The 25,741-nt window shown below is 63.4% G+C and carries 19 protein-coding genes; 11 read left to right on the plus strand and 8 right to left on the minus strand.

All coding sequences use genetic code 11. From position 1 onward, the window contains the following. Positions 1-117 precede the first annotated feature (117 nt). On the minus strand, positions 118-1,290 hold the full coding sequence (locus IVA95_RS07840) for an acetyl-CoA C-acyltransferase (protein WP_213251491.1): 1,173 nt from the start codon (positions 1,288-1,290) through the stop codon (positions 118-120). A 295-nt stretch (positions 1,291-1,585) separates the two neighbouring features. On the opposite strand from IVA95_RS07840, the gene IVA95_RS38740 reads away from it, so the two are divergent. Further along, positions 1,586-1,714 carry a hypothetical protein gene (locus IVA95_RS38740; protein WP_256470166.1) on the plus strand — a complete coding sequence of 43 codons (129 nt, stop codon included), beginning with the start codon at positions 1,586-1,588 and terminating at the stop codon, positions 1,712-1,714. Positions 1,715-1,742: 28 nt separating this feature from the next. On the opposite strand, the gene IVA95_RS07845 is transcribed toward IVA95_RS38740, so the two are convergent. The 3 genes from IVA95_RS07845 to IVA95_RS07855 form a co-directional block, all read right to left on the minus strand. Then, positions 1,743-3,314, minus strand: coding sequence for an alkaline phosphatase D family protein (locus IVA95_RS07845; RefSeq protein ID WP_247509983.1), 1,572 nt, complete (start codon positions 3,312-3,314; stop codon positions 1,743-1,745). A 178-nt stretch (positions 3,315-3,492) separates the two neighbouring features. After that, the gene (locus tag IVA95_RS07850) at positions 3,493-3,894 is read right to left on the minus strand and encodes a hypothetical protein (protein WP_247509984.1); all 402 of its coding nucleotides are present in this window, start codon (positions 3,892-3,894) and stop codon (positions 3,493-3,495) included. Between the two features lie 142 nt (positions 3,895-4,036). Then, positions 4,037-7,510, minus strand: a complete 3,474-nt coding sequence (locus IVA95_RS07855) for an indolepyruvate ferredoxin oxidoreductase family protein (RefSeq protein ID WP_247509985.1) — start codon at positions 7,508-7,510, stop codon at positions 4,037-4,039. A 195-nt stretch (positions 7,511-7,705) separates the two neighbouring features. Between IVA95_RS07855 and IVA95_RS07860 the strand changes: the two genes are divergently transcribed. From IVA95_RS07860 to IVA95_RS07870, 3 genes are all read left to right on the plus strand, one after another. After that, positions 7,706-8,647: a hypothetical protein gene (locus tag IVA95_RS07860; protein ID WP_247509986.1), complete on the plus strand. Its 942-nt coding sequence runs from the start codon at positions 7,706-7,708 to the stop codon at positions 8,645-8,647. A gap of 92 nt (positions 8,648-8,739) precedes the next feature. After that, positions 8,740-9,540, plus strand: a complete 801-nt coding sequence (locus IVA95_RS07865; protein ID WP_247509987.1) for an SDR family NAD(P)-dependent oxidoreductase — start codon at positions 8,740-8,742, stop codon at positions 9,538-9,540. A gap of 475 nt (positions 9,541-10,015) precedes the next feature. Further along, entirely contained in the window at positions 10,016-10,240 is a 225-nt protein-coding gene (locus tag IVA95_RS07870; RefSeq protein ID WP_247509988.1) for a hypothetical protein, read from the plus strand. Between the two features lie 179 nt (positions 10,241-10,419). Here IVA95_RS07870 and IVA95_RS07875 read toward each other — a convergent pair whose 3' ends face one another. The 3 genes from IVA95_RS07875 to IVA95_RS07885 are packed head-to-tail and all read right to left on the minus strand — an operon-like array spanning position 10,420 to position 13,345. Further along, positions 10,420-10,803 (minus strand): cupin domain-containing protein, encoded by a 384-nt coding sequence (locus IVA95_RS07875; RefSeq protein WP_247509989.1) that lies wholly within the window; start codon positions 10,801-10,803, stop codon positions 10,420-10,422. Positions 10,804-10,820: 17 nt separating this feature from the next. Further along, complete coding sequence (locus tag IVA95_RS07880; RefSeq protein WP_247509990.1) at positions 10,821-11,525, minus strand: SDR family oxidoreductase; 705 nt, start codon at positions 11,523-11,525, stop codon at positions 10,821-10,823. A 20-nt stretch (positions 11,526-11,545) separates the two neighbouring features. After that, entirely contained in the window at positions 11,546-13,345 is a 1,800-nt protein-coding gene (locus tag IVA95_RS07885; protein WP_247509991.1) for a thiamine pyrophosphate-binding protein, read from the minus strand. A 208-nt stretch (positions 13,346-13,553) separates the two neighbouring features. Between IVA95_RS07885 and IVA95_RS07890 the strand changes: the two genes are divergently transcribed. From IVA95_RS07890 to IVA95_RS07905, 4 genes are all read left to right on the plus strand, one after another. Then, complete coding sequence (locus IVA95_RS07890) at positions 13,554-14,447, plus strand: IclR family transcriptional regulator (RefSeq protein WP_247509992.1); 894 nt, start codon at positions 13,554-13,556, stop codon at positions 14,445-14,447. 188 nt (positions 14,448-14,635) lie between these two features. After that, on the plus strand, positions 14,636-15,880 hold the full coding sequence (locus tag IVA95_RS07895; protein WP_247509993.1) for an ABC transporter substrate-binding protein: 1,245 nt from the start codon (positions 14,636-14,638) through the stop codon (positions 15,878-15,880). A 217-nt stretch (positions 15,881-16,097) separates the two neighbouring features. Then, positions 16,098-16,973: a branched-chain amino acid ABC transporter permease gene (locus IVA95_RS07900; RefSeq protein ID WP_247509995.1), complete on the plus strand. Its 876-nt coding sequence runs from the start codon at positions 16,098-16,100 to the stop codon at positions 16,971-16,973. Then, the gene (locus tag IVA95_RS07905) at positions 16,970-19,504 is read left to right on the plus strand and encodes a branched-chain amino acid ABC transporter ATP-binding protein/permease (protein ID WP_247509996.1); all 2,535 of its coding nucleotides are present in this window, start codon (positions 16,970-16,972) and stop codon (positions 19,502-19,504) included. The genes IVA95_RS07900 and IVA95_RS07905 overlap by 4 nt, the downstream gene beginning before the upstream one ends. Before the next feature lie 154 nt (positions 19,505-19,658). Here the strand turns inward: IVA95_RS07905 and hemC are convergent, their stop codons facing one another. Continuing rightward, the gene (gene hemC / locus IVA95_RS07910) at positions 19,659-20,660 is read right to left on the minus strand and encodes a hydroxymethylbilane synthase (RefSeq protein ID WP_346657988.1); all 1,002 of its coding nucleotides are present in this window, start codon (positions 20,658-20,660) and stop codon (positions 19,659-19,661) included. Between the two features lie 223 nt (positions 20,661-20,883). On the opposite strand from hemC, the gene IVA95_RS07915 reads away from it, so the two are divergent. The 3 genes from IVA95_RS07915 (at position 20,884) to IVA95_RS07925 (ending at position 25,716) form a co-directional block, all read left to right on the plus strand. After that, positions 20,884-22,131, plus strand: coding sequence for a multidrug effflux MFS transporter (locus IVA95_RS07915; RefSeq protein ID WP_247509997.1), 1,248 nt, complete (start codon positions 20,884-20,886; stop codon positions 22,129-22,131). A 91-nt stretch (positions 22,132-22,222) separates the two neighbouring features. Further along, positions 22,223-23,641, plus strand: a complete 1,419-nt coding sequence (locus IVA95_RS07920; protein ID WP_247509998.1) for a M20 family metallopeptidase — start codon at positions 22,223-22,225, stop codon at positions 23,639-23,641. A 284-nt stretch (positions 23,642-23,925) separates the two neighbouring features. After that, complete coding sequence (locus tag IVA95_RS07925; RefSeq protein WP_247509999.1) at positions 23,926-25,716, plus strand: peptide ABC transporter substrate-binding protein; 1,791 nt, start codon at positions 23,926-23,928, stop codon at positions 25,714-25,716. Positions 25,717-25,741 lie beyond the last annotated feature (25 nt).

A 25,741-nucleotide genomic window follows, 5' to 3' on the forward strand; every position in this document is an offset into this window, starting at 1 on the left:
GATCCCGGTCGCTTCCGGATCGCGTCCGAGCGCGTGCTCGTTCGGAACGTCAAGAACGGAAAATGGCCCCTCGCGGGGCCATTCTCTTTTGCTTGCTGTTCGCTACGTTCGACGATCTTAGCTGTAGATCTCGAACAGGCCTGCGCCGCCCTGGCCACCGCCGATGCACATCGTAACGACGCCCCACTTGGCTTTGCGCCGGCGGCCTTCCTGCAGGATATGGCCGGTGAGACGCGCACCGGTCATGCCGAAGGGATGGCCGATCGCGATCGAGCCGCCGTTGACGTTGTACTTCTCGGGATCGATACCGAGCTTGTCGCGCGAATAGAGGCACTGGCTGGCGAAGGCCTCGTTGAGCTCCCAGAGATCGATGTCGTCGATCTTCAGGCCATGGCGCTTCAACAGCTTCGGCACGGCGTAGATCGGGCCGATGCCCATCTCGTCCGGCTCGCAGCCCGCGGAGGCCCAGGCGACGAAGCGGCCCATCGGATTGAGGCCGCGTTTCTCGGCGTCCTTGGCTTCCATCAGCACCACGGCGGCGGCGCCGTCCGAGAGCTGGCTGGCGTTGCCGGCGGTGACGTATTTGCCCGGGCCCTTGACCGGCTCGAGCTTGGCAAGACCTTCCATCGTCGTGTCGGGACGGTTGCATTCGTCACGGTCGACGACGTAGTCGACAATGCTCTCCGCCTTGGTCTGCTTGTCGACGACCTTCATCTTGGTCTTCATCGGGACGATTTCGTCCTTGAACTTGTTGGCCTGCTGGGCGGCCGCCATGCGGCGCTGCGACTCCAGCGAATACTCGTCCTGGTATTCGCGGCTGACCTTGTAGCGCTCGGCAACGATGTCGGCGGTGTCGATCATCGCCATGAAGATGTCGGGCGCGACCTTGAGCAGGTCCGGATCGATCGATTCCTTGGGCGAGCCGCCGCCGGGGATCGAGATGCTTTCGACGCCGCCGGCCACGATGCAATCGGCGCCGTCAGAGCGGATCGAGTTGGCGGCCATCGCGATGGTCTGAAGGCCCGACGAGCAGAAACGGTTCACCGAGACGCCGGCGGTCGACTTCGGCAGGCCCGCGAGCAACGCAGCCTGGCGACCGATATTGGGCGCACCGTGCGCGCAGTTACCGAGATAGCAGTCCTCGACATATTCCTTCTCGACGCCGGCGCGTTCCACGGCGTGCTTGATGGCGTGGGCCGCCAGCGACATCGGCGGGGTGATATTGAACCCGCCGCGGCCGGACTTTGCCAACCCCGTACGTGCATAGGAAACGATGACAGCTTCACGCATTTGAAAGACCTCCCTTTGATGCGATCCAGTATGGACTGGAGCCGCGCCCGTGTGTAGCGAAAACCCGAATTCCGGCCAGCGGAAAAGAAATGAACCCGCAAAGCCAGCTCGGCGCCGGGATTTGCACAACGCCTGTCCTTCGGCAAGGCCGCGGTTGGCGTGCTCGCTTCTGACAGGGGCGCGGTCCGATGCGCGACGAAAGGCGCATGAGCCGGCTATTTCACTGAGCGAAATTGGCCGCTATTGAGATCGCGCGCACGCAAGGTGCGGGCAATCAGGATCGGTCAGGGGTGCGATGGTAAGGGCGTTGCGACAATGGCTGGAAACCCATCAACTGCCCGCGATCGCCGCCGCCGTGCTCGGCGCGGTCTTCGCGCTTTCCACGCTGATGGTGATGGTCGGCTATCTGGTGGCGGCGCCCTGAAGCCAAGCGCCCAGCCGCTGTAGTCAGCTCAGATGTGCTGCGCCATGATCTGGCCCGGCCGTGCATCCGGACGGGGCTCGATATCGACCGACCACAGGTCGCGATTGTCGACGTCCTTTAACGCCACCGTCATCACTTCGGTCTTGCCGTCGATGTCGACGCGACCAAAAAACTGCATACCGAAGCAGGGAGCGAGATTCTCGCCGCTGCAGCCCTTCTGGAACATCGCTTTCGGGCCGAACGTATTGTCGAGCGGGGCCGGCGCCCAGGTGCCCGCATGCAGCGGGCCGGAGACGAATTCCCAGAACGGCTCAAAGTCCTGATAAATCGCGCGGTTCGGATCGTAGTGATGCGCGGCTGTGTAGTGCATGTCGGCGGTCAGCCAGACTGTGTTGCGGATGCCAGCGCGCTTCATGAACGACAACAGATCGGCGATCTCGTGCTCGCGCCGCTCCGGTGGCCCATCGCCAAGCGCAATGGCATCTTCGCTGATCAAGCCGATCGGCATGTCGGCCGCGATCACCTTCCAGGTGGCGTCGGAAGCCACCAGCTCGCGCTTCAACCAGGCCAGTTGCGTCGCGCCGAGAATGCAGGTGTCGCTGTGGTCGTCGCGCCTGTTCAAAGTGGAATCGCGGTAGCTGCGCATGTCGATCATGAAGACATCGAGCAGCGGGCCGTAAGCGATCTTGCGATAGATGCGGCCGTCCTGCGCGGGCGTCGCGCGCATCGGCATGAATTCATGGAACGCGCGGCGCGCCCGCGTCACCAGATGCGAGGTGCCGACCTCCGCATAGCCGCTCGCGTCGGCCGGGGCGATCGGAGCCCAGTCGTTCGTCACCTCGTGATCGTCCCATTGCGCGAACAAGGGCACGGCGGCATGGAACGCGCGAAAGTTTTGGTCGAGCCAGTTGTATTTGTAGTTGCCGCGGAACTGCGCGAGGGTTTGGGCGACGACGGACTTTTCCTCGGTGACGAGGTTTCGCCAGACCCCGCCATCGGGCAGCTTCAGTTCCCGCTCCACCGGGCAGTCCGCATAGATGTGGTCGCCGCAATGGATGAAGAAGTCCGGACGGTTGTCGAGCATGGTGCCGTAAGTCCGCATGCCGCCGCGGCTTTCGTCGATGCCCCAGCCCTGCCCCGTGGTATCGCCCGACCAGGCGAATGATACGTTGCCCCGTGTGGTGGGCGCGGTACGAAAATGCCCGACCTGCGCCTCGCCAGCGATCCCCGGCTCGCTTTCAAATCGCACGCGATAGAAAATATCCTGCCCCGGCGGCAATCCGTCGAGCAGAACTTTCGAAGTGAAATCGGCGTCCGGCAACGCATCGGCCGAAGCCGTGCCAATGATGGTCTTGAAGTCTTCGCTGGCCGAACATTCGACTTGCATCCGCGCCGCGCGGTCGGCGCGCGCCCAGATCACGGCGGAATTGGCCGAGACGTCGCCCGATTGAATGCCGCTGGTGATGAGCGGCCGATCCGCGGCGCGGCTGAGATAGGGTCTGGCGAGGCTGCCGAGACCGGCGACGGCAAATGTTGCGGCGGAGCGGACCAACAATTGACGCCGGCTCAAACTTTGAGCGGCGCGTATCGCAATCGGCATCGAAGCACCCTCGTCGAATCACGACGAAGGTGTGCCTGTTGAGTTTGACTCGCGGCTGAAGCTTTTACGACAGGTGGATGACGCCGACTCGTAGGATGGGTAGAGCGAAGCGAAACCCATCAATCCCAACGTGGAGACGTGATGGGTATCGCTTCGCTCCACCCATCCTACAAATGAACTACCGCTGCCAGTCGCAGATGCCGCCGGACTTGCACGGCCAGGTCTGGATCCGCGTGTCGCGGGCCTGGGCGTCGAGCGGATTGGTATGGCGGCGCGCCTGCTTGGTGCTGCGGGCCGCAGCGCGCGGCTTCTGCAAGCGCTCCTGCACGACGCGCGTCTTGCGCTCGGCAGCTTTGGGTACGACCACGCGTTGCGTCTTCACTGGCCGGGCATCGGTTCTGGCCTCGATCCGGACCGGGGCGAACTGCGTCTCTGGGCCGAGCCGCTTCGGCGAAAGCAGAGCATGGGGGAGATCCAGACCGAGGATCTCGCCTGCACGGTACTGATCCGCCAGCGCGGCGCTGCCTGAGATCAGGAATACCGTGCAAAGTGCTGCGGCAATAGCTCTCTTCAGGACCATCGCTGGCCTCCTGAAATCAACCAAAGACTGAAGAATAGCCATCATGTAGGAAGCCGGCAGGACAATTCCAGCCGGTTCCGCCCTCAGGGTTACGCGTGAGGATTCCGGCTGTGAAAAAGTTCACGCGCCGGGTGAACAACTTCTACTCCGCGGCCTGCGCCACCGGCTGGCCGATCGCCGCTTCCAACCGCGTGCACTCCGCACGGTATTTCGCGACATTGATTTCCTTGACGTGGCCATAGCCGCGAACGAGTTCCGCTGATTTCGCCAACTCCACCAGACGTCGCCAGTCATGCGGCTTGGCCCGGTCGAGATGGCGGAAGACCATCGCAGAATATTCTCCCGGCAAAGCCCGCTCCATCCGCCGCTCGGCCGTATAGCCGAACGGATCGAACGCGGTGCCGCGCAGGAACTTGAGCCGGGTGAGAATATCGAAGGCGCGGAAAATCCACGGGCCGAACTCGCGCTTGCGCAAGTGTCCGGTCACCTTGTCGCGCCTGGCCAGCAGCGGCGGCGCGAGGCTGACCTTGACACCCTCTTCGCCGTCGAATTGCTCCTTCAACGCTTTTGCGAACTCGCCGTCGGAATAGAGCCGGGCGACTTCATATTCGTCCTTGTAGGCCATCAGCTTGAATAGGCCCTTGGCGAAAGCCTCAGTCAGTTCATGCGAGCCCGGCGCCGCCTTGGCTTCCGCTGACCGAACGCGCTCGACGTCGGCGAGGTAGCGCTTGGAATAAGCCTCATCCTGGTAATCGGTCAGGAATTTTGCGCGGAAGGCGATGCTTTCGTCGAGCGTCCGCCGGACCGGTGCCGCGCCCGAGCTCTTGAAGCGCGCGGCGCTGACGACGCGCTGCAGATCGTGCGCGGCGAGCCGGCCCCAGGAGAACGCGAGCTTGTTCATCTCGATCGCCGCGCCGTTGAGATCGATCGCCTTCATGATCGCTTCCAGCGACAGCGGGATCGCCCCGCGCTGGAACGCAAAACCGAGCATGAAGGCGTTGGTGGCGATGCTGTCGCCCATCAACGCGGTGGCAAGCCCGGTGGCATCGAGAATGTCGAGGTCGAAGGCGCTGACGGCCTCGTTGAGCGCCTCCCGCATCGTCCCCGCCTCGAAATCGATATCGGGATTGATGACGAAGCTCGCGGTCGGCAACAGGTCGGCATTGACGATCGCCCGCGTCACGCCGCGCTCGGCCCGGCTCAGCGCGGGGATGCTGGTGGCGACCACGATGTCGCAGCCGAGGATGAGATTGGCGCCGCCGGGGGCGATGCGGACGGTTGCGAGATCGTCAGCCTGCGGCGCGATGCGGACGTGGCTCATCACAGCGCCGTTCTTCTGCGACAGTCCCGTGAAGTCGAGCGTCGAGCACGCCCTGCCCTCGACATGGGCAGCCATGCCGAGCAGCGCGCCGATGGTGATGACGCCGGTGCCGCCGATGCCGGTGACGAGGATGTTGTAGGCGCCATCGAGCGTCGGTGTGGCGGGCGTCGGCAGATCGGCAAACAGCGCCGAGGGATCAGCCGCCGCGCGGTCGGCTTTCCGCAAGCGTCCGCCATGCACCGTGACAAAGCTCGGGCAAAAGCCCTCGATGCAGGAAAAGTCCTTGTTGCAGTTCGACTGGTCGATCCGCCGCTTGCGGCCGAACTCGGTCTCCAGCGGCTGCACCGAGACGCAGTTAGAAACGGAGGAGCAGTCGCCGCAGCCTTCGCAGACGCGCTCGTTGATGAAGACGCGCTTCGGCGGATCCGGATAGAGCCCGCGCTTGCGGCGGCGGCGCTTTTCCGCGGCACAGGTCTGGTCGTAGATCAGGACGGTGAGGCCCTTGACCTCACGCAGCTCTTTCTGCACCGCATCGAGTTCACGGCGGTGATGAACGGTCGCTCCATCAGGGAAATAATTCGACGGATATTTGTCGGGATCGTCAGAGACGATGGCGAGGCGCCTGGCGCCTTCGGCCGAAACCTGGTGCGCGATCTGCGACACGGTCAGGCCGCCCTCGGCCGGCTGGCCGCCGGTCATCGCCACCGCGTCATTATAAAGGATCTTGTAGGTGATATTGACGCCGGCTGCCGCCGCCGCGCGGACCGCCAGCAGGCCGGAATGGGTGTAAGTGCCATCGCCGAGATTCTGGAACACGTGCGGCTCATCGGTGAACGGCGCTTGCCCGATCCAGGTGACGCCCTCCGCGCCCATATGCGAAATCGTTTGCGTGCGGCGGTTCGGCACCGACAGCGCCATGCCGTGACAGCCGATGCCGGCCATTGCGCGGCTGCCGTCGGGAATCTTGGTCGAGGTGTTGTGCGGACAGCCCGAGCAGAAATACGGCGTGCGCTGCAGCTTTGCCGCGCCGACGCCGTCCGCCGGCCGGTCGAAGGCCTCGAGTTTTGCGAGACGCTGCTCCAGCGCCGGGCTGCGGTGACCGAGTCTGCGCAGCCGCGCAACGACGGCGGCCGCCACCATGGTGGGCGTCAATTCGCCTTCGCTCGGCAGCAGTGGCGCGCCGCTCTCGTCCCGCTTGCCGACCACCGAGGGCCGCCTTGACGCATCGACATTATAGAGAATGCGCAAGAGTTGATCCTCGATGAAGCCGCGCTTCTCTTCGACGACGAGCACGTCCTGCAAACCTTCCGCGAATGCGCGCGCGCCGGATTCCTCCAGCGGCCAGGTCAGCGCGACTTTGTAGATGCGCAAGCCCAGCGCCTGCGCTTCCGCATCTGATATGCCGAGATCGGCCAGCGCCTGCCGCAGATCGAGATAGGCCTTGCCGGTCGCCATAATGCCGAGCCGCGCCGGCTTTGAATCGAGCATGATGCGGTCGAAGCGATTGATACGCGCGAACGCCGCGACCGCCTGCATCTTCGGACCGTGCAGCCGCCGCTCCTGCTCCATCGGCGCATCGGGCCATCGGATCGAAAGTCCGCCCGGCGGCATCTCGAAATCTTCGGGCGTGATGATCTTGATCCGATCTGGATCGCTGACGATCGATGCCGAGCTTTCGACCGTCTCGGAAATCGCCTTGAACCCGACCCAGCAGCTTGAATAGCGCGACAGCGCAAAGCCCAAAATGCCGAGATCGAGATAATCCTGCAGCGTGGCCGGGTTGACTACCGGCATCAGCGCCGCGGCGAACACCTGCTCGCTCTGGTGCGCCAGTGTCGACGACTGGCAGCCATGGTCGTCGCCGGCCAGCGCAATCACGCCGCCGTTCGGCGAGGTGCCGGCGGAGTTGGCATGCTTCAGCGCATCGACGGAGCGGTCGACGCCGGGACCCTTGCCATACCAGATGCCGAATACGCCATCCACCTTGGCGCCCGGGAACATGCCGACCTGCTGGCTTCCCCACACAGCGGTAGCCGCCAGGTCTTCGTTGAGACCCGGTGAAAACTCGATGTCATGTTGCTTGAGGAAAGATTTGGCGCGCCACAACGCATGATCATACATGCCGAGCGGCGATCCGCGGTACCCGGAGATGAAGCCTGCGGTGTTGAGCCCCGCCGCGCGGTCGCGTTCGCGCTGCAACATGGGCAACCGGACCAGCGCCTGTGTACCGGACAGAAAGATCCGCTTCGCATCCAGACGGTACTTGTCGTCCAGACCCACTTCCATCAACGCCATTCGTCCGCTCCCCGTCGCACGTTCCGCCGGTTATTTGAACCGGTCTAATTGCGAACAGCATGCACCGATTTTGCTATGCGTGCCCAGCGTGAATTCATGGCCGTAGGGCATATCTCGCCCGTCGTGTGGATCGGCCGGCCTCTTGCGGGAGCCCGCCTTCTTTGAAACGCTTGGGGGTAAAGGGAGACGCTAGCGATGACAGAACCGGCCTTCAGGACCGAGATATTGGAGAGCGGTAATCTGCTGGTGGGGCCATGGCGGAGCCCCAGGCAGATGCTCCACGCGCAGGTCTATGATTCGCACGCCTCGATCCACGACGATGCGACCGCGCAGAAGCTCGGCTTCCAGGGCGGTACCATCGAGGGTCCGACCCATTTCAGCCAGTTCGCGCCGCTGTGCGAACGCATCTGGGGCCAGGCCTGGTTCGAGACTGGATGCCTGTCCGCGCACTACCGCAACCCCGCCTTCGAAGGCGAGGAAGTGCAGGCCAACATCGAAAAGCCGAAGCCGGGGCAAACGACTAGCGCGATCGGCATGACCAAGCGCGACGGCACCGAGATATTGCGCGGCACCGCGTCCATCGGCGACATAGTGGAAACGGCGCTCTCTCGGCGGCTCGGCGAATTGAAGCCGCTCGCCGATCCCGTCATCCTCGCCGACGTCAAGGTCGGCATGAAGACGCCGCGCCAGGCGGTGAAAATGGATTTCGACCAGCACATGGGCGATCTCTATCCGTTTTCGCTCGCCGAGAAGCTGAAGGTTATCACCGAATCATCGGCGTATTATTCCCAGGAACTCAATCCCTGGGGTCGGGCCATCATTCCGTTCGAAATGCTGAGCGTGCTGTTTCAATACCGTGCCCGCGAGGACCGGCTGCCGGTCCGCGGGCCCGCCGTCGGCCTGTTCGCAGATCAGGAGATTCGCCTGCTGCGAGGGCCGCTTTTCGTCGGCGAGAGCTACGTCACCGAGCGCGAGGTCGTCGCGCTCAGCGGCAGCCGGCGGACTGAAAGCGTGTGGATGCGCACGACGGTGTTCGCAATGGACGATACGCCTGTCGCCACCATGCTGTTGAACATGGCGAGCATCAAGGATTCCTACGCCAACTACGAGCAGGAGCACAAAGCGCTCTACGGCTAGGTGAGCCCGAGCCGGTATCGCCAATTGGGAAAACAATAAATCCTGCAGCAAAGAGGTACTTGAACAGTACCGGATCCCGGGAGTGGAATGAGATGCGCCTGAAAGATCGTGTCGCCATCGTCGTCGGCGCCGGCCAGAGCCCCGGCGAAGGCATCGGCAACGGCCGCGCCACCGCGCTGACTTTTGCGCGCGAAGGCGCAAAAGTGCTGTGCGTCGATCACAATCAGGCTTCGGCCCAAGAAACGGTCGACATGATCGCCGCGAACGGCGGCCTCGCGGCGGCGTTCAAGGCAGATGTCACGAGGAATGCCGAGCTCAAGGCGATGGTGGCGGACGCGCAGGCTCGCTGGGGCCGCATTGACGTTCTGCACAACAATGTCGGCGTCAGCCTCGCTGGTGGCGACGCCGAACTGCTCGAGATATCCGAGGAAGCATTCGACCGCTGCGTCGCGATCAACCTGAAGAGCTGCGTGTGGGCGGCCAAGCACGTGATCCCGATCATGCGCCAGCAAAGAAGCGGCGCCATCATCAACATCTCCTCGATGGCCGCAATCACGACCTATCCTTACGTGGCCTACAAGGCGACCAAGTCGGCGATGATCGCCTTCACCGAGCAACTCGCCTACCAGAACGCGCAATACGGCATCCGCGCCAACGTCATCCTGCCCGGGTTGATGAACACGCCGATGGCGGTCGACACCCGCGCCCGCGAATTCAAGAAGAGCCGCGCCGAGATCGAAGCCGAACGCGACAGCAAGGTGCCGCTGCGCCAGAAGATGGGCACGGGCTGGGACGTCGCCAACGCCGCGCTATTTTTGGCGTCAGATGAAGCGAGTTTTATCACCGGCGTGACATTGCCGGTCGACGGCGGCGCGAGCGTGCGGCGGGGATAGAATTGGTGGCGCTTTCGCTTCTATCAGACCTCATCCTGAGGAGCCGCGCAGCGGCGTCTCGAAGGATGAATGGCACGTGCCGGGCCACATGGTTCGAGACGGCGCGGAGCCTGTCATCGGGCCGCGCTTCGCGCGGACCCGTTGGCGCCTCCTCACCATGAGGGTCTTAACGTTGACGCACGCAACAGCATGGAACAACGTATTCCTCCCGCCCGCATGTTTACCTTTCGTTAGTAACTTTCTCTTAACAGTGCGCCGATTGGGCGGTCTTTTTGACGCCCGTGCTCACGCGACCTGCGCCGGCGTAGTTTGTTTTTGGCCTACCCGCGTGATTCGACAACATCGACCAATTCCAATGACACGATGATGTGACAGCAACGCCGTCGCTTGTCGAAATCCCGACTCGTTGCGGTCGCACGAATTTCATGTGCGCCCGCTATGAGGCGCCACGAGGATTGTGGGAAGCCGAGGTACCATGAACGAAGAATTCGACTACGAGCTCACGCCGTCCCAGTGGGAAACGTTGAAGACATTGCGAAGCCCGGCATCACAGCTGCCGCGCATGAGCCGCTACACGATCGAAGGCCTGATCGCGCTCGAACTCGCCGTGATGAACGGCGATGCGCCTGCCATCACCGCGAAGGGACGCAAGGTGCTGATTCGCGGTTCCTCGCTGCTGTTGCAGGACTTGGCCGCGTGATTGCCGGCCATTCACGCGTCTACGACGTGAGATTTTAGATTGACCGCACACAATTTCGTGTCCCGGACGCGGTGCAGCGTGTAACGCTGCTCCGCAGAGCCGGGACCACTGCCGCAGCGCAGGGATCCCGGTTCTGCAGCGCACCGCTAACGCGCTGCGCTGCGCCCGGGGAACGCAGCTCAGACCGGCCTCTCCTCATCCGTCACCGGCGAGGTGATCACCAGGAATACCAGATCGACCAGCCCGGAATTCGAGATCGCGTGTTCGACGCCGGGCGGCAGGAAGATGAAGTCGTGCTTGCGCACGACGTGACTCTTTCCCGCGATCTCCATCAGCCCCTCGCCTTCGAGCACGTGATAGATCTGCTCCTGCACAAGATGCTTGTGGAGCGCGACATGGGCCATCGGCTGGTACATCGAGATGCGATAGTCGATATGGCGGGAGCTTGCGGTCTCCGGCATCACCAACGGTTTTGACAGTGCACCGCCGAAATGATTGGGAAACTCCCGCCACGGCACTTCGGCGATGTTGCGGATGAACGCGCCATTGTTTTCCGAAGCCATGATGGTTCCTCCGCTGGTCAGATGACGAGCGCCCCGCCGTCGATATAGACGATCGATCCAGTCGCAAACCCGTTCGCCATGAAGCTGAGAATCTGCCGCGCGATGTCCTCAGCCGCGCCGACGCGGCCGACCGGCAGCGCGGCCGCCGTCTTCGCCAGCATGTCGCGCCGCGCTTCTTCCGGCATTGCCGCGCGGATCGGCGTGTCGATGACGCCCGGCGACACCGCGTTGACGCGCACCGGCGCCAATTCAAGCGCAAGCGCCCTTGCCAGCGATTCCAGCGCGCCGTTGGCGGCGCTGACGATTGCCGAGTTCGGCCGCGGACGGACGCTGAGAAAACCCGAGACCAGCGTCAGTGACCCGCCGGCGCGGATTTCGGCCTCGCGCGCGACCCGCCACGCGCCCCAAAACTTGCCTTCCATGGTGGCGCGGACATCTTCCATCGCCACCGTCTTGAACGGGCCGGTGCGAAGCTGCGCCGCCGTAACGACGACGTGATCGACGGGGCCGCAACGGCGGAACAAGTTTGCAACGCTGTCATCGCTGGTGACGTCGGCGGGAATCGCGATGGCGTTCATCTTCTCCGCCACCTTGTCGAGCTTTTCGACATTGCGGGATGCGACGATGACATCGGCGCCCTCGCGCTTCGCCATCTCCGCCGTTGCCAGACCGATGCCGGAGGAACCTCCGACGACGACGACTTTCTTGCCTGCAAGCAGCATGGGATTTTCTCGAAGTGAGATCAGGCGGGTTGAAAACGCGTGCCGATGCCGGCCTTGCTCTGGCCGAGCCCGGGCAATTCCCACACCCCCGCGCCGACCGGATTGATATCAGCGGCGATATCGACGTCGATCAGATAGGGCTTGTTCGCCGCGATGCCCTTGCGGATGGCCTCGCCGAGATCGCCGGCGCGATCGACGCGCACGCCCTCAACGCCGCAAGAGCGCGCCATCGCGGCAAAATCGGGATTGTAGCGCTCGCCGGTGCTGGGATCGTGGAAATCGGTCGCGAGCTCGCGGCCGCCGAGATAGCCGCGCTGCAGCCCGCGGATCGAGGCATAAGCGTAATTGTTCCAGACCACCCAAACTACGGGCAGATTATATTCCACCGCCGTGCCCAGCACGTTGGCGTGCATGAAGAACGCGCCGTCGCCGCACACCGACACGCAGGGCCGGTCGGGCGCGGCAAACTTCGCGCCCATCACGCCGGCGACGCCAAAGCCCATCGGGCCAAATCCCGTCGAGCCGATCAGCGAATCCGGCCGCCTAGGCTTGCAGAAGCCGAGCAGCCAATTGTGATGCACGCCGATATCGCTGACGAGGATCGCATCGTCGGGGAGCGCCTTGTCGATCTCGAGCGCGGCGCGCTGCGGATTGATCGGGGTGGTGTCGTCGGAAAATCCGGGGGCGACGAACTTGTCCCATTCCTTGCGGTAGCCATCGATCTGCGAGAGCCACCTTTGGCGGGCGTCCGCTTTCTTCGAGAGATCGGCCCGGCGATCCAGCTCGGCATGGACCTGCCGCAGGAAGGTGCGCACGTCGGCCATTAGCCCGAGCGCGACCGGATAGTTGCGGCCGATCTCTTCGGGATCGATGTCGACATGGATCAGCCGTGTCGGCGGAATGGTGAAGGAGTAGCCCGGAATCCATGAGCTCGAGGTGCGATCGTCGAAGCGCATGCCCATCGCCAGCAGCACGTCGGCCTGCCGCGTCGCGTGGTTGGCCTGGTAGTGCCCGGCGCGCGCGACCAGCCCCAGCGCCAGCGGATGATTGCAATCGATCGCGCCGAGGCCACTGGCCGACGCCGCAACCGGAATCTGCAGCCGCTCGGCTAACTTCAAGAGTTCCTGCGCGGCGCCGCCATAGCGCACGCCCTGCCCGACAATGATCGCCGGCCGCTCGGCGCCGAGCAGCATGTCGACTGCCTTCACCACGCCTTCAGGATCCGCGCCGCAGCGGCTCGATATATTGGCATTCCACTCGATCGCGTTCGGCGCCTCCTCGGCCGCCGATTCCATGAAGACGTCGAAGGGCACGTCGAGCACCACGGGACCGGGCCGGCCCGTGGTCATCGTCTTCCAGGCCTGCCGCACCGCGAGCGGCACCATCTCGCCGCGCGTCGGCTGGAATACCTTCTTGCAGATCGTGCGCACGGTAGAGGGAAAATCCGCCTGATGATGCCGGTACATCTCCTGAAAGGCGCCACGGTTGAACTGGCTGGTCGGCACATTGCCGGTCACCGCCAGGAACGGCACGGAATCGAGAAAGGCATTCGCTAGCGAGATCGGCAGGTTCGCCGAGCCGGGCCCGCAGGACGTAAAGGTCGCCGTCGGCCGGCCCGAGACGCGGTAGTAAACGTCGGCCATGAAGCCGGCGACGCTCTCGTGATGCACCGAAATGGTCTTGATGTCGTGGGAACGCTCGTAGAGCGCGTCGATGAACTGGATGTTGCCGTGCCCGCACAGGCCGAACACCTGCGGCACCTTCTCCTGGATCAGATAATCGACGATGACCTGGGCGCCGTTGAGCATGTTACGCGACATCGACCACTCTCTTCCTAAGCCCAACGAATTCGCCTCCGCGTCTTTGCTTCGCGCGGTCGGCTGCCTCGCGAACCTATTTCTCATAATACTGTACGTCAATTGCTATTGTGGTATGCTACGGGTTGACGCCTCAACTGGGGGCGGATGCTGTTGAAGGGCAAGGCCGGCCTGCTAGAGTTCGCCTCATCCATCCTGGAGACCTGATTCCGTGAAACCGCGCACCAAGCCGAAGCCGAGCGATAAGCCGGCAAGTCCACGCAAGGTTTCGATCGCAAGGCTGGTGCCATCGAGCGAGCCCAACATCGATGACGAGGCCGAGGAGCGCGCGCGCGGCGGCGTGCAGTCGCTCGGGCGCGCGTTTTCGATCCTGGAAGAAGTCGCGCGCCACCGCGAAGGCATCGGCCTTGCCGACCTCAGCAAGCTGGTGGGCCTGCATAATTCCACCACCTTCCACCTCGCCAAGACCCTGGTCTCGCTCGGCTATCTCAGGCAGGCGCGCGATTCAAAGCGCTACCGCGTCGGCCGGCCGCTATTTGCGCTCGCGGCCAGCGCGCTCGACGAAATCGAGATGGTCAACCTCGCAACGCCGATTCTGGAAGACCTGTCGCGAGAGACTGGCGAGAGCGGTCATTTTGCCGTGCGCATGGGCGATTCTGTGGTGGTTATCGCCCGCACTAGTGGGGCCGGCGCGTTCCAACTGACCGACCGCGTCGGCGTGGTGCGCCCGGCACATTGTACCGCGCTCGGCAAGATCATGCTGGCCTCGCTGCGCCCCGATCAGTTGAAGCGCTTTCTCGAACGCGTCGAACTGAAGCCATCGACCAAAAAATCGATCACCGATCCCGCCGTGCTGATGCGCGAGATTGCCGAAATCCGCCGCAGCGCGATCGCATTCGATGATGGCGAATACAACGCAGAAGTCCGCTGCGTTGCGGTCCCGGTCTATCATTTCACCGGCGACGTGATTGGCGCGCTCGGCATTTCCGGCCCGATCTGGCGCATGACCGATCAGGCGCTGCAGAGCCGCGCCAAGCTGGTGCAGGCCGCAGCCAACCGGCTATCGGCCGAGTTCGGCGCCCGCGATCTCGCCAAATCCTCCTGATTTCCTGACTTCACTCCCTCTGAATCGCCTCGGCGCGGGCTGCGGCGCGCCTGCAACGCATTTGGCGTTGACAGCCGACGCCGTGTCCGGAAATATCCTGCAATAATAAAAGAACGTCTCTCACATTGTCGCATAGGCGGGAATCGGAGGAGAGAACGTCAGGGCGAACTCTCGGGAGGAGATCAGTCATGACCCGCTTTAGCCGACGCACTCTGTTGAAGGCCGGCGCCGCTTTTGCCGGCGTATCCGCCATCGGATTTCCGGCCATCGTCCGCGCGCAGGCCGCGCGGATCAAAATCGGCCATCTGGTGCCGCTGACCGGTTTCCTGGGCGCGATCGGCAGCTACGCCCAGTTAGGGGTGAAGATGGCGGCGGAAGAGATCAACGCGTCCGGCGGCATCATGGGCAAACAGATCGACCTGATGTCGGAAGACTCGGTGAATCCCTCCACCGCCTCGACCAAAGCGCAGCGCATGATCGAGCAGGACGGCGCGGTGCTCTTGTTCGGCGAAATCTCGTCCGCCTCCTCGCTGACCATCATGCAGGTCGCTGAACGCAACAAGAAGGTGTTCTTCTCGACCGGCGCGCGCTCGGACGCGCTGCGCGGCAAGGATTGCAACCGCTACTCCTTCCACTGCGACATCCCGAATACCGTGATGGTCAATGCCGTCGGCACTGCGCTCAAGCAGAAGGGCATGGTGAAGGGCAAGAAGTTCGTCACACTGACGGCGGACTACATTTTCGGCCACGACCTCTTGAAGGCTGCGAAGACCTTCTTCAGCGCCAACGACGCTACCCTGATCGGCGACGAGCTGATCGCAACAGACGTTACTGACTTCAGCCCGTATTTGCTCAAGGTACGGCAGGCCAAGCCCGATGTCGTCTGCTGCAACCTCGCCGGCAACCAGGTCACCAACCTCGTCAAGCAATACGCCGAGTTCGGCTTCCCCTACCCGCTCGTCGGCTTCAACCTCAACACTGGCGACGCCTGGGCGATGGGCGAAGGCAATCTAAGCGGCACCTGGCCGACGGTCTGGTATCACACGCTCGACAATCCGGCGTCCAAGACCTTCGTCGATGCCTTCAGCAAGAAGTACGGCAAGCCGCCGGAGAACCATGCTTGGATCGAATACATCACGCTGAAAATGATCGCGCAGGCGATCACCGAGACCAAGTCGACCGAGAGCGACGCGCTGATCGGCTATTTCGAGAAGCAGACGCAGTTCGACATCATGAAGGCGCGCAAGGCCTATTTCCGCTCCTGGGATCATCAACTCGTGCAGGAGGCCTATCCCTTCACCGTGAAGCCGAAGGCCGAGATGAAGGACAAGTGGGACATGCTGGTGCTCGGCGAGGCCGTGCCGGCGGCCGGTGCCGACCTTGAAACGATCTACCCGACGAAGGCGCAAAATCCCTGCAACATGAAGGCATAGAGCCTGATCCGGAAAAGTGGAGACCGGTTTTCCCTCGCGACAAACGCGGAACGCGTTTGCGCGGAGATCATGCTCCAAACAAAAGGCTAGAGCGGGATAAGTCATCCCGCTTTAGAAGCCCGATACGGGCGTCGGCCACACTGGCGCTAACGGCGCCGGCAGACAACAGCCGGCGCCGTCTCTTTTTCAAGGTGCGTTTTAAAGTCGCGGATCGCAGATGCAGTTTGGATTTCTGCTTGAGCAGGTGGTGAATGGCCTGGTGCTCGGAGGCTATTACCTCCTGATTGCGCTTGGGCTATCGCTGATCTTCAGCGTCGGCGGCATCGTCAATCTCGCCCACGGCGCGTTCTATGCGCTGGGCGCCTACATCTCCGTCGAGATCACGAAATATCTCGGCTTCGGTTCGGCCGTGGTGCTGTCGCCGGCCGCCGTGGCGCTGCTCGGCATTCTCTTCGAGCGCTTCATCCTGCGACGCTTCTACGACGCCGATCCGATCCTGAGCTTGCTCGTGACGTTCGCCCTCGCCATGGTGACCGAACAGGCGATCCGAATTATCTGGGGCGCGCCGCCGATATCGGCCGCAATCCCGCAGGCGCTTCGCGGCTCGGTGTTCCTCGGCGACTTCCTGTTCTCGCGCTATCGCTTGCTCATCCTCGCCGTCGTCGCCGCAGTCCTGCTCGGCGTCTGGCTGCTGCTGCACAAGACATCATTCGGGCGCGTGGTCCGTGCCGGCATCCAGCGGCCCGACATGGTGGCCGCACTCGGTATCCGTCTGCAGCCCTACATGACCGCGATCGTCATGCTCGGCGTCGGCATGGCCGCGCTCGGCGGCGCGTTCTTTGCCCCGATCACGATCGTGCATCCCGCCATGGGCGCCGAGATCATCACCGTCGCCTTCGTCGTGGTCGTGATCGGCGGCCTCGGCAGTTTTTGGGGCGTGGTAATCGCAGCCCTGCTGGTTGGAGTCGTCCGCGGCATTACCATCCACTTCGCGCCGGCAGCCGGTGAAGCCTCGATATATGTGCTGATGTTCCTGGTGCTCATGGTGCGGCCGCGCGGGCTCTTGGGCGAACGCATCGAGAAGTTCGAATGATCACGCCTGCCGCCAAATTCCGTCCGCTGCTGCTAGCCACGCTCGCCGTGGTCGCGCTGCCGTTCGGCCTCTATTTGCTGGGGCTGTCGCTCAACACCGGCACCATGGTGGTGGCGCTCGCCATTGCGGCCATGGGGCTCAACCTCTGCATCGGCTATACCGGCCTCGTCTCGTTCGGCCACGGCGCCTGGTTCGGCATTGGCGCCTATGCGGCGGGATTGATCCAGCGCAACTGGTTCAACAATGACATAGTCCTGCCGCTGCTACTCGCGGGAATCGTCGTCGCCGTCATCGCAACCTTCGTCGGGTTCGTCATTCTGCGCCGGCGCGGCGTCTATTTCTCGCTGCTGACGCTTGCGCTGTCGGCGCTGACCTACACCATCGCGTTCCGCTGGACCGCGGTAACCGGCGGCGAGGACGGTCTCGGCGGCCTGAAGCGCGGTAACCTTGGCCCCTTCAGCCTCGACGACGCGCTCAACTATTACATCGTCGTCTCCGTGCTCTGCCTCGGGGTGCTTTATCTTTTACTGCGCCTGGTCCGCTCGCCGTTCGGCCATGTGCTGATGGCGATCCGCGAGAACCAGTTGCGCGCCACGTTCCAGGGCTATCCGGTCGAGCGCTACAAGCTCGGCGTCTTCGTGATCTCGGCGGTCGTCACCGGTTTTGCCGGCGGGCTGATCGGATTCCAGAATTATCTCGTCTCCGCTGAAGCGGTCTCGGTGCCGTTCTCCGGAGAACTGCTCGCCATCGTCGTGATCGGCGGCATGCGCAGCATGCTGGGGCCGGCGATCGGCGCGCTGTTCTTCATCCTGTTCCGCGAATTGTTTTCAATTTGGACGCCGAACTGGTTGCTCTGGTTCGGTCTCGTCTTCGTCGCCTTCGTGCTGTATTCGCCGGGCGGCCTCGTCGGCATCTGGGCGACGCTGTCAAAACGCTGGTGGCCGCCGCCGGAAGAAGCCGCCGCCATGAGCAGGCGCAAGATCTACGAAGGCCTGCCGCTACCGGCGTTCCTGCGGCCGAAGGCGCTCGACGGCACCGTGCTCGACGTGCAAGGCGTGTCGAAGAGCTTTGGCGGCATCCGCGCCGTGACCGATGCGAGCCTGCAAGTTAGCGCCGGCGAAATCCACGCGCTGATCGGGCCGAACGGCGCGGGAAAAACCACGCTGTTCAATCTTGTCTCCGGCCTGTACCCGACTGACAGCGGCACCATCAAGCTAAACGGCCGCGAGATTCAGGGCGTGCCGTCGGAGGCGATCTGCCATCAGGGCTTGGCGCGCTCGTTCCAGATCACCAACCTGTTCAAGGGCCTGTCGATCTACGAAAATCTCCGTTTGTCATTGCAGGCGCAGAGCTCCGGGCGTTTCGACCTGTGGCGCGACATCGACCATTACAGGGACATCCACGCCGAGACGGCGGAGCTGATCAAGTTTCTCGGCCTCGAAGGCATCGAAGCCATCGAAGGCGGCGAACTGTCCTATGGCGGACAGCGGCTGGTGGATCTCGGCATCGCGCTCGGCTCCAAGCCGCAGGTGCTGCTGTTGGATGAGCCGCTAGCGGGCTTGGCTGCCGCCGAGCGCGAACGCGTCTCGAACCTCGTGAAAAACATCGCCGGCAATATTCCGGTTCTGATCGTCGAGCATGACATCGATCGCGTGCTCGGCTTCTCCCGCACCGTCACCGTGATGAACCAGGGCGAGGTGCTGATGACCGGCTCGCCCGAGGCCGTGCGCGCCGACCGCAAGGTGCAGGAAATCTATACCGGCACCGGCCTGCCCGAGGTCGAGCATATCGCGAGCGAGCAGGCCCGCGAGAGCGCAGCGCCGATTCTGCGCTTCGAACGCGTCAACACGTTTTACGGCAAGAGCCACATCCTGCACGACGCCACCCTGGACGTGCGCGAGGGCGAAATCGTTGCGCTACTCGGCCGCAACGGCGCCGGCAAATCGACGCTCTTGAAGACGCTCGCGGGCCTCGTGCCGCTGTCGTCGGGCACGATTGAGTATGCCGGCATGGATATCTCCCGCCTGCCTGCGCCCGAGATCGCGCGGGCCGGCATCGGCTATGTGCCGCAGGGCCGCGGCCTGTTCGCCGGGATGACGGTGCGGGAAAATCTGTCGCTCGGCCGTCTAGCGCGCAAGACCGACGGCAGCAACGGCGTGGTGTGGGACGAAGCCCAGATCCTCGATTATTTCCCGCGCCTGCGCGAGCGCATGGACGTCGCGGCGGATTACCTTTCCGGCGTCGAGCAGCAGATGGTCGCGGTCGCGCGCGCGATGTCGGGTAATGTCAAGCTGTTGCTGCTCGACGAACCTTTCGAGGGCCTCGCACCGGCCGTGATCCTCGACCTGTTCAAGGTGTTCGACCGGCTGCGGCAACACATCTCCATCGTGATCGTCGAACACAATCTCGATCTCGTGCTGGCGCTCGCCGACCGCGTCTTTGCGCTGGAACGCGGCGCGGTGTTCCACCAGGGCCCGGCGCAGCCGCTGCTGACTGATCTGGAATACCGCAAGAAGATTCTATGGCTATGACACTCACCCCGTCATTGCGCCTCCTCGCATCCGGGATACAGCCGCGGCCTATCCACGTCATTGCGAGCGCAGCGAAGCAATCCACATTTCGGCCCTGGGATAGATGGATTGCTTCGCTGCGCTCGCAATGACGTTGGGCGTGATATCGATCCACTCACGAAAGCAGCGAATCCTCCTGCGGCCGTGTGCGCGCGATGATCTCGGCGGCACCCTTATGGAGCAGGTCGAGGCCGACAGCGCGGCCGAGCTCGCGGGGGCGGTCGGCGGCTCCTTGCCGTGACACCTCAATGAAACGGTCGCCGGCTTCGTCGAGCACGGCTGCCGTCAGCGTCATCTCCCTACCCACAAGCGTGGCGTGGCCGGCGATCGGCGAGTTGCAATGGCCGTTCAGCACCCACAGCACCTCGCGCTCGGCCTCGGCGCAGAGCCGCGACGAGGCGTCCTCGATCTTCGCTAGCCGCCCGCGCGTGACCCAGTCCTTCTCGACGCATTCCACCGCAACGATGCCCTGCCCTACCGCGGGCAGCATTTCCCGGACCGAAAAGTCATGCACGATGCGCGACGCCATTCCGATGCGCTCCAGCCCCGACCTCGCCATCACCAGCGCATCCGCAGGTCCCACCTCGCCGCCACCGGGAAGCCGCTGCTTGTCGCCGCGATCGAGTTTTGCGACGCGCGTATCGGCGGCGCCGCGGAAGTGAATGACGGTGGCCTCGGGGAACAGCCGGCGCAGATAGGCGGCGCGGCGCACCGCATTGGTGCCGATCTTGAAACCCTTACCTGTCGATGCTCGAAAATCCTCCAGCGAAAGCCCCGGACGCAGCACCAACGCGTCGTTGGCCGGATCGCGCGGCAGGGTCGCGGCGATGATCAGACCCGGCGTTTCCTCGTTTCCGGGAACGTCCTTGAGCGAATGCATCGCCGCCTGTAATTCTCCGCCGCGCATCGCCTCGCGAATTTCGGCGACGAAGGCGCCGCCCTTGCCGCCGTGGCGCAGCAGCTTGCTGGTCTGGTCCTGGTCGCCGCGGGTTTCGAACTTGACGATCTCGACTTCGAGCGCGGGATCGGCCGCGCGCAGCAGCCGCGCGATCGCTTCCGTCTGCGCCAGCGCCATCGCGCTCTTGCGCGTGCCGATCTTCAAGGTTTGTCCTGACACAAGGTCTCCGTTCGAACGCGGTTCGCGGCTGTCGTTTCCAGCCGGTACGGGATAGAACAAGCGGCCCACCAGAACAATGACTTTGGCCGGCAGCGGAACGCGTTTGCCGCCTGTGTGAGCAGGGCGTGCCTATCGGCTCCGATGCTGCCGGGCTGCTATACCAAAACGCAGATTGTGCGCCGCAGCACTATGAATAGATTGCGGCCCGCAAGAGGGTTTTTCGTTGTCCAATACCAGTGCCGATGCCTTGGCCGCTTCAGGCCATCGCCCGATGGGCTTCCCCGAATTCGTGATCGTGATCGCGTCGATCATGGCGCTGAATCCGCTTGCGATGGACATGATGCTGCCGGCGCTGCCGGATATCGCGTCCGCCTTCCACATCACCTCGGCCAACCGGCCGCAGATGGTGCTGTCAATCTTCCTGGTCGGCTTCGGCGTCGGGCAGTTCGTCATGGGCCCCTTGTCCGACCGGTTCGGCCGGCGGCCGATCCTGCTCGGTGGCATGGTCGTCTATTGCATCGCCAGCCTGCTCGCGATTGCCGCCCCCTCTTTCGAAACGCTGCTGCTGGCTCGCGCACTGCAAGGCCTCTGCACCTCGGCAACCCGCGTGATCGCGACATCGATCGTGCGCGACTGCTATGCCGGCCGGCGCATGGCGAGCGTAATGTCGCTGGCGATGATGGTGTTCATTGCGGTGCCCGTGGTCGCCCCGGCCTTCGGCCAAGCCGTGCTGCTGCTGACGCAATGGCGCGGCATCTTCATCGTGCTGATGCTGTACGGCGTGGTGGCGCTGATCTGGAGCGCGCTGCGCATGCCGGAGACGCTGCCGGTTGAAAGGCGAAGGTCGCTCGCCGTCGGCGAGGTGTTTGATGCGTTCCGCCAGACCGTGACCAACCGCCAGACGCTGGGTTATGCGCTGGTCGCCGGCGGCGTATTGGGTTCGCTGTTCGCGTTCGTGTTCATTTCGCAGCAGGTATTCACCGGCATCTACCAGCTCGGGCACTATTTTCCGGTTGCGTTTGCCGGCGTCGCGGTCGGAACCGCCATCGCCGGCTTCGTCAATTCCCGCCTTGTCGGCCGCCTCGGTATGCGCGTGATCTCCCACACCGCGCTGATCGGCTTCGTGGTCATCGCCGCAACCATGCTGGTGGCGGCGAAAATGCAGATGCTGCCGCTGCTGCTGTTCATGGTGCTCTCGATATCGATGATGTTTGCGTTCGGATTGATGATCGCCAATTTCACCGCGCTCGCCATGGAGCCGCAGGGCCATATCGCCGGCACCGCTGCGTCGCTGTACGGCTCGATCACCACCCTGCTCGGCATCGGCATCGGTGCCACCATCGGCCAGGACTACGACGGCACGCTGGTGCCGTTCGCGACCGGGTTCCTGCTCTGCACGCTGGCCGCGCTCGCGGTGGTGCTGGTGGTGGAGAAAGGCCGGCTGTTCAGGCCGCACGTCTTCAAGGTGTGACGAGCATAGCGGATGCCTGCCCTGCGCTGGGCGTTATCTGGCGAAGCTGATAACAATTGCTCACATCGCCTTCAGTTTCAGGAATTAGAAGATGGATAATCGCAGCAACATCTGGCGTGGCGTCGACACCATCAAACCGCGCTTCATAGACTTGAGCGACCGGGTCTGGGCGATGCCCGAGATCTGCTACACCGAAGCGCGCTCTTGCGCCGAACATCTCAGCGAGCTGCGCCATCAGGGTTTCCGCATTACCGAGCAGGTCGCAGGCATTCCCACCGCCCTGATGGGCGAATGGGGCGAAGGCGGACCCGTGATCGCCTTCCTTGGCGAATATGACGCCCTGCCGGGCCTCAGCCAGGAGGCTGGCGTCGCCGAGCCTCGTCCGCTGGAAACCGGCGGCCATGGCCATGCTTGCGGCCACAATCTGCTCGGCTCCGCCGCGCTGCTCGCGGCCACCGCCGTGAAGGATTGGCTGGCCGAGCACAAGGTGCCGGGGCGCGTGCGCTATTATGGCTGCCCCGCGGAGGAAGGCGGCGCGGCGAAGACCTTCATGGTGCGATCAGGCGCCTTCGACGACGCCGATATCGCGATCACCTGGCACCCGCATAGCTTCTGGGAAGTGGCGGTGACGCCCTCGCTCGCCAACACCCGCGCCGATTTCATCTTTACCGGACGCACCTCGCATGCCGCGGCCTCGCCGCATCTCGGCCGCAGCGCGCTCGATGCGGTCGAGCTGATGAATGTCGGCGTCAACTACATGCGCGAGCACATGCCGAGCGATGCGCGTGTACACTATGCCCTGCTCGACACCGGCGGGATCGCTCCCAACGTGGTGCAGGCCCATGCCCGCGTGCGCTATTCGATCCGCGCCCGCGATTTGCCAGGCATGAACGAACTGGTGGAGCGCGTCCACAAGATCGCGCAGGGCGCAGCGCTGATGACCGAAACCAAGGTGGAGATGAAGATCATTTCCGCTGTCTCCAATTTGCTGCCCAACACCCCGCTCGAACAGGCCCTCCACCTCATCATGGAAGAACTCGGCCCGCCGCATTTCGACGACGCCGACAAGGATTTTGCGCAAAAAATCCGCTCGACGCTGACCGAGAAGGACATCGCCACCGTCTACCATGCGATCGGCATGGAGCCGACCGACCGGCCGTTGGCCGATTTCATCGTGCCGCTGGACGCCAAGCGCAACCCGCTGATCGGCTCGACCGATGTGGGCGACGTGAGCTGGGTCGTGCCGACCGTCCAGGTTCACGCCCCGACCATTGCCATCGGTACTCCCTTGCACACCTGGCAGGTGGTGGCGCAGGGCAAGAGCCCGCACGCCCACAAGGCCATGGTTCAGGCCGCCAAGGCCATGGCGGGGCTCGGCGTCAGAGCGCTGACGGAACCGGACCTGATCGCCGCCGCCAAGGCCGACCTGAACAAGCGCACCGCCCGCACCCCTTACGTCAGCCCGCTGCCGGACAGCGTGGCACCACCGCTGGACATGTCGCTGGTCTGATCCGGATACCGGCCGAACGAGACCTGGGCCTGGCTGATCCGGCGAACAAATTTTTTGCAATCCCGCGCCTGTTTGGCGCGCGGATGGCGCCGGATTGCCGAAGCGGTGTGCGCTGCAGCGCCGTTTTGCTCAAGCAAAAATCAACAGCGGTCTGCCTTCTCAGGGATTGTCGATCGACAGACGTTGACCTCGGGGGCATTTGATGTGCCATCTTACCAGGACAACACCTGACGCTGCCGCCTGGCGGCGCGCCGCAATCACGCCGGAACCGGATGGGGACAACGATGCTGGACACCGAACTGCGAAGCATGATCGATGAGGTGAAGGACGGGCGCATGGATCGCCGCGCCTTTGTGCAACGCATGATAGCTTTCGGACTAACCGCGCCGATGGCGACCCAGATACTTGCAATCGGCGGCGTGGCGATGGCGCAGAGTCCCGCGCCTTACAAGCCGACCAAGCGCGGCGGCGGCGGGCCGCTTAAGCTGCTGTGGTGGCAGGGACCCACCCTGCTAAATCCGCATTTTGCCACCGGCACCAAGGACCAAGACGGCTCGCGCCTCTTCTATGAGCCGCTGGCGAGTTGGGATTCCACCGGCAACCTCTGTCCGATTCTGGTGGCGGAAATTCCGTCGCTTCAGAACGGCGGTCTCGCCGCCGACGGCAAGTCGGTGACCTGGAAGCTCAAGCCGGGCGTCAAGTGGCATGACGGCAAGCCATTCACCGCCGACGACGTCGTGTTCAACTGGGAATACGCCCGCGATCCCGCCACCGCGGCGTTGACGATCGGTGTTTACCAGGACATCACCGTCGAAAAGGTCGATGATCTCACCGTCCGCGTCCTGTTCAAGAATCCCACCCCGTTCTGGGCCGATGCCTTTGTCGCGGTGGTCGGCTGCATCCTGCCCAAGCATCTGTTTGCCGATTACAAAGGCGCCAAATCCCGTGAGGCTCCGAACAATCTCAAGCCCGTCGGCACCGGGCCCTACAAGTTCGTTGAGTTCAAGCCGGGCGACCTCGTGCGTGGCGAAATCAATCCCGACTACCACATGCCGAACCGGCCCTATTTCGATACGATCGAGATCAAGGGCGGCGGCGATGCCGTCTCGGCGGCGCGCGCGGTGATTCAAACCGGCGAATATGATTATGCCTGGAACATGCAGGTGGAGGACGACGTCCTGCTGCGCCTCGAGAAGGGCGGCAAGGGCAAGACTGTCTACTCGACCGGCGGTGATATCGAGTTCATTGCGCTGAACTTCACCGATCCCAACACCGAGGTCGACGGCGAACGCTCCTCGATCAAGACCAAGCATCCCCTGCTCTCCAATCCGGCCGTTCGCAAGGCGCTGGCGCTCCTCGTCGACCGCGATGCGATTCAAAAGCACATCTACGGCCGCGCCGGACGCACCACGGCCAGCTTCCTCAACGGTCCCGAACAGTTCGTCTCCAAGAACACGAAATGGGAGTTCAGCATCGAGAAGGCGACCCAGCTCCTGGAGGAGGCCGGATGGAAAGTCGGGGCCGACGGCATCCGGGAGAAGGACGGAAAGAAACTGAAACTGCTGTACCAGACCTCGATCAACGGCCCGCGCCAGAAGACCCAGGCGATCGTCAAGCAGGCCTGCCAGAAGGCAGGCATCGACATCGAATTGAAATCGGTCGTAGCCTCGGTCTTTTTCTCTTCGGATGTCGCCAATCCAGACACCTACTCCAAGTTCTATGCCGACATCGAAATGTTCCAGATTCCGATGACCCAGCCCGACCCGGCCCAGCATATGCGGCGCTTTCATTCGCGCTTCGTGGCCACCAAGGAAAACAAGTGGCAGGGCAGGAATTTCCCGCGCTGGGTCAACAAGGAGTTTGACGCTGCGATCGACGCGGCCGAGGCTGAAGTCGATCCGGTCAAGCGGGCCGCGTTCTACATCAAGGCCAACGACATCATGTGGCAGGACACGGTGGTCATCCCGGTGATGCACCGCCTGAAGGTCGGCGCGGCAACCAACTCGCTGCGCCCGGTGCTCAGCGGCTGGACCAACGACACTGACAATATCCAGGACTGGTATCGAGAGATCTGATAGCCGGCGTTAGGCGGATCGTTTC

The organism is Bradyrhizobium sp. 157, assembly GCF_023073815.1.
Lineage (GTDB): Bacteria > Pseudomonadota > Alphaproteobacteria > Rhizobiales > Xanthobacteraceae > Bradyrhizobium.

What these genes read in the sequence shown, in the direction of transcription:
- IVA95_RS07840 (WP_213251491.1), bottom strand. Translation starts at nt 1,290, where the DNA reads ATGCGTGAAGCTGTCATCGTTTCCTATGCACGTACGGGGTTGGCAAAG.
- IVA95_RS07870 (WP_247509988.1), top strand. Translation starts at nt 10,016, where the DNA reads ATGAACGAAGAATTCGACTACGAGCTCACGCCGTCCCAGTGGGAAACG.
- IVA95_RS07895 (WP_247509993.1), top strand. Translation starts at nt 14,636, where the DNA reads ATGACCCGCTTTAGCCGACGCACTCTGTTGAAGGCCGGCGCCGCTTTT.
- IVA95_RS07860 (WP_247509986.1), top strand. Translation starts at nt 7,706, where the DNA reads ATGACAGAACCGGCCTTCAGGACCGAGATATTGGAGAGCGGTAATCTG.
- IVA95_RS07865 (WP_247509987.1), top strand. Translation starts at nt 8,740, where the DNA reads ATGCGCCTGAAAGATCGTGTCGCCATCGTCGTCGGCGCCGGCCAGAGC.
- IVA95_RS07905 (WP_247509996.1), top strand. Translation starts at nt 16,970, where the DNA reads ATGATCACGCCTGCCGCCAAATTCCGTCCGCTGCTGCTAGCCACGCTC.
- IVA95_RS07875 (WP_247509989.1), bottom strand. Translation starts at nt 10,803, where the DNA reads ATGGCTTCGGAAAACAATGGCGCGTTCATCCGCAACATCGCCGAAGTG.
- IVA95_RS07855 (WP_247509985.1), bottom strand. Translation starts at nt 7,510, where the DNA reads ATGGCGTTGATGGAAGTGGGTCTGGACGACAAGTACCGTCTGGATGCG.
- IVA95_RS38740 (WP_256470166.1), top strand. Translation starts at nt 1,586, where the DNA reads ATGGTAAGGGCGTTGCGACAATGGCTGGAAACCCATCAACTGCCCGCG.
- IVA95_RS07845 (WP_247509983.1), bottom strand. Translation starts at nt 3,314, where the DNA reads ATGCCGATTGCGATACGCGCCGCTCAAAGTTTGAGCCGGCGTCAATTG.
- IVA95_RS07920 (WP_247509998.1), top strand. Translation starts at nt 22,223, where the DNA reads ATGGATAATCGCAGCAACATCTGGCGTGGCGTCGACACCATCAAACCG.
- IVA95_RS07900 (WP_247509995.1), top strand. Translation starts at nt 16,098, where the DNA reads ATGCAGTTTGGATTTCTGCTTGAGCAGGTGGTGAATGGCCTGGTGCTC.
- IVA95_RS07885 (WP_247509991.1), bottom strand. Translation starts at nt 13,345, where the DNA reads ATGTCGCGTAACATGCTCAACGGCGCCCAGGTCATCGTCGATTATCTG.
- IVA95_RS07925 (WP_247509999.1), top strand. Translation starts at nt 23,926, where the DNA reads ATGCTGGACACCGAACTGCGAAGCATGATCGATGAGGTGAAGGACGGG.
- IVA95_RS07880 (WP_247509990.1), bottom strand. Translation starts at nt 11,525, where the DNA reads ATGCTGCTTGCAGGCAAGAAAGTCGTCGTCGTCGGAGGTTCCTCCGGC.
- IVA95_RS07850 (WP_247509984.1), bottom strand. Translation starts at nt 3,894, where the DNA reads ATGGTCCTGAAGAGAGCTATTGCCGCAGCACTTTGCACGGTATTCCTG.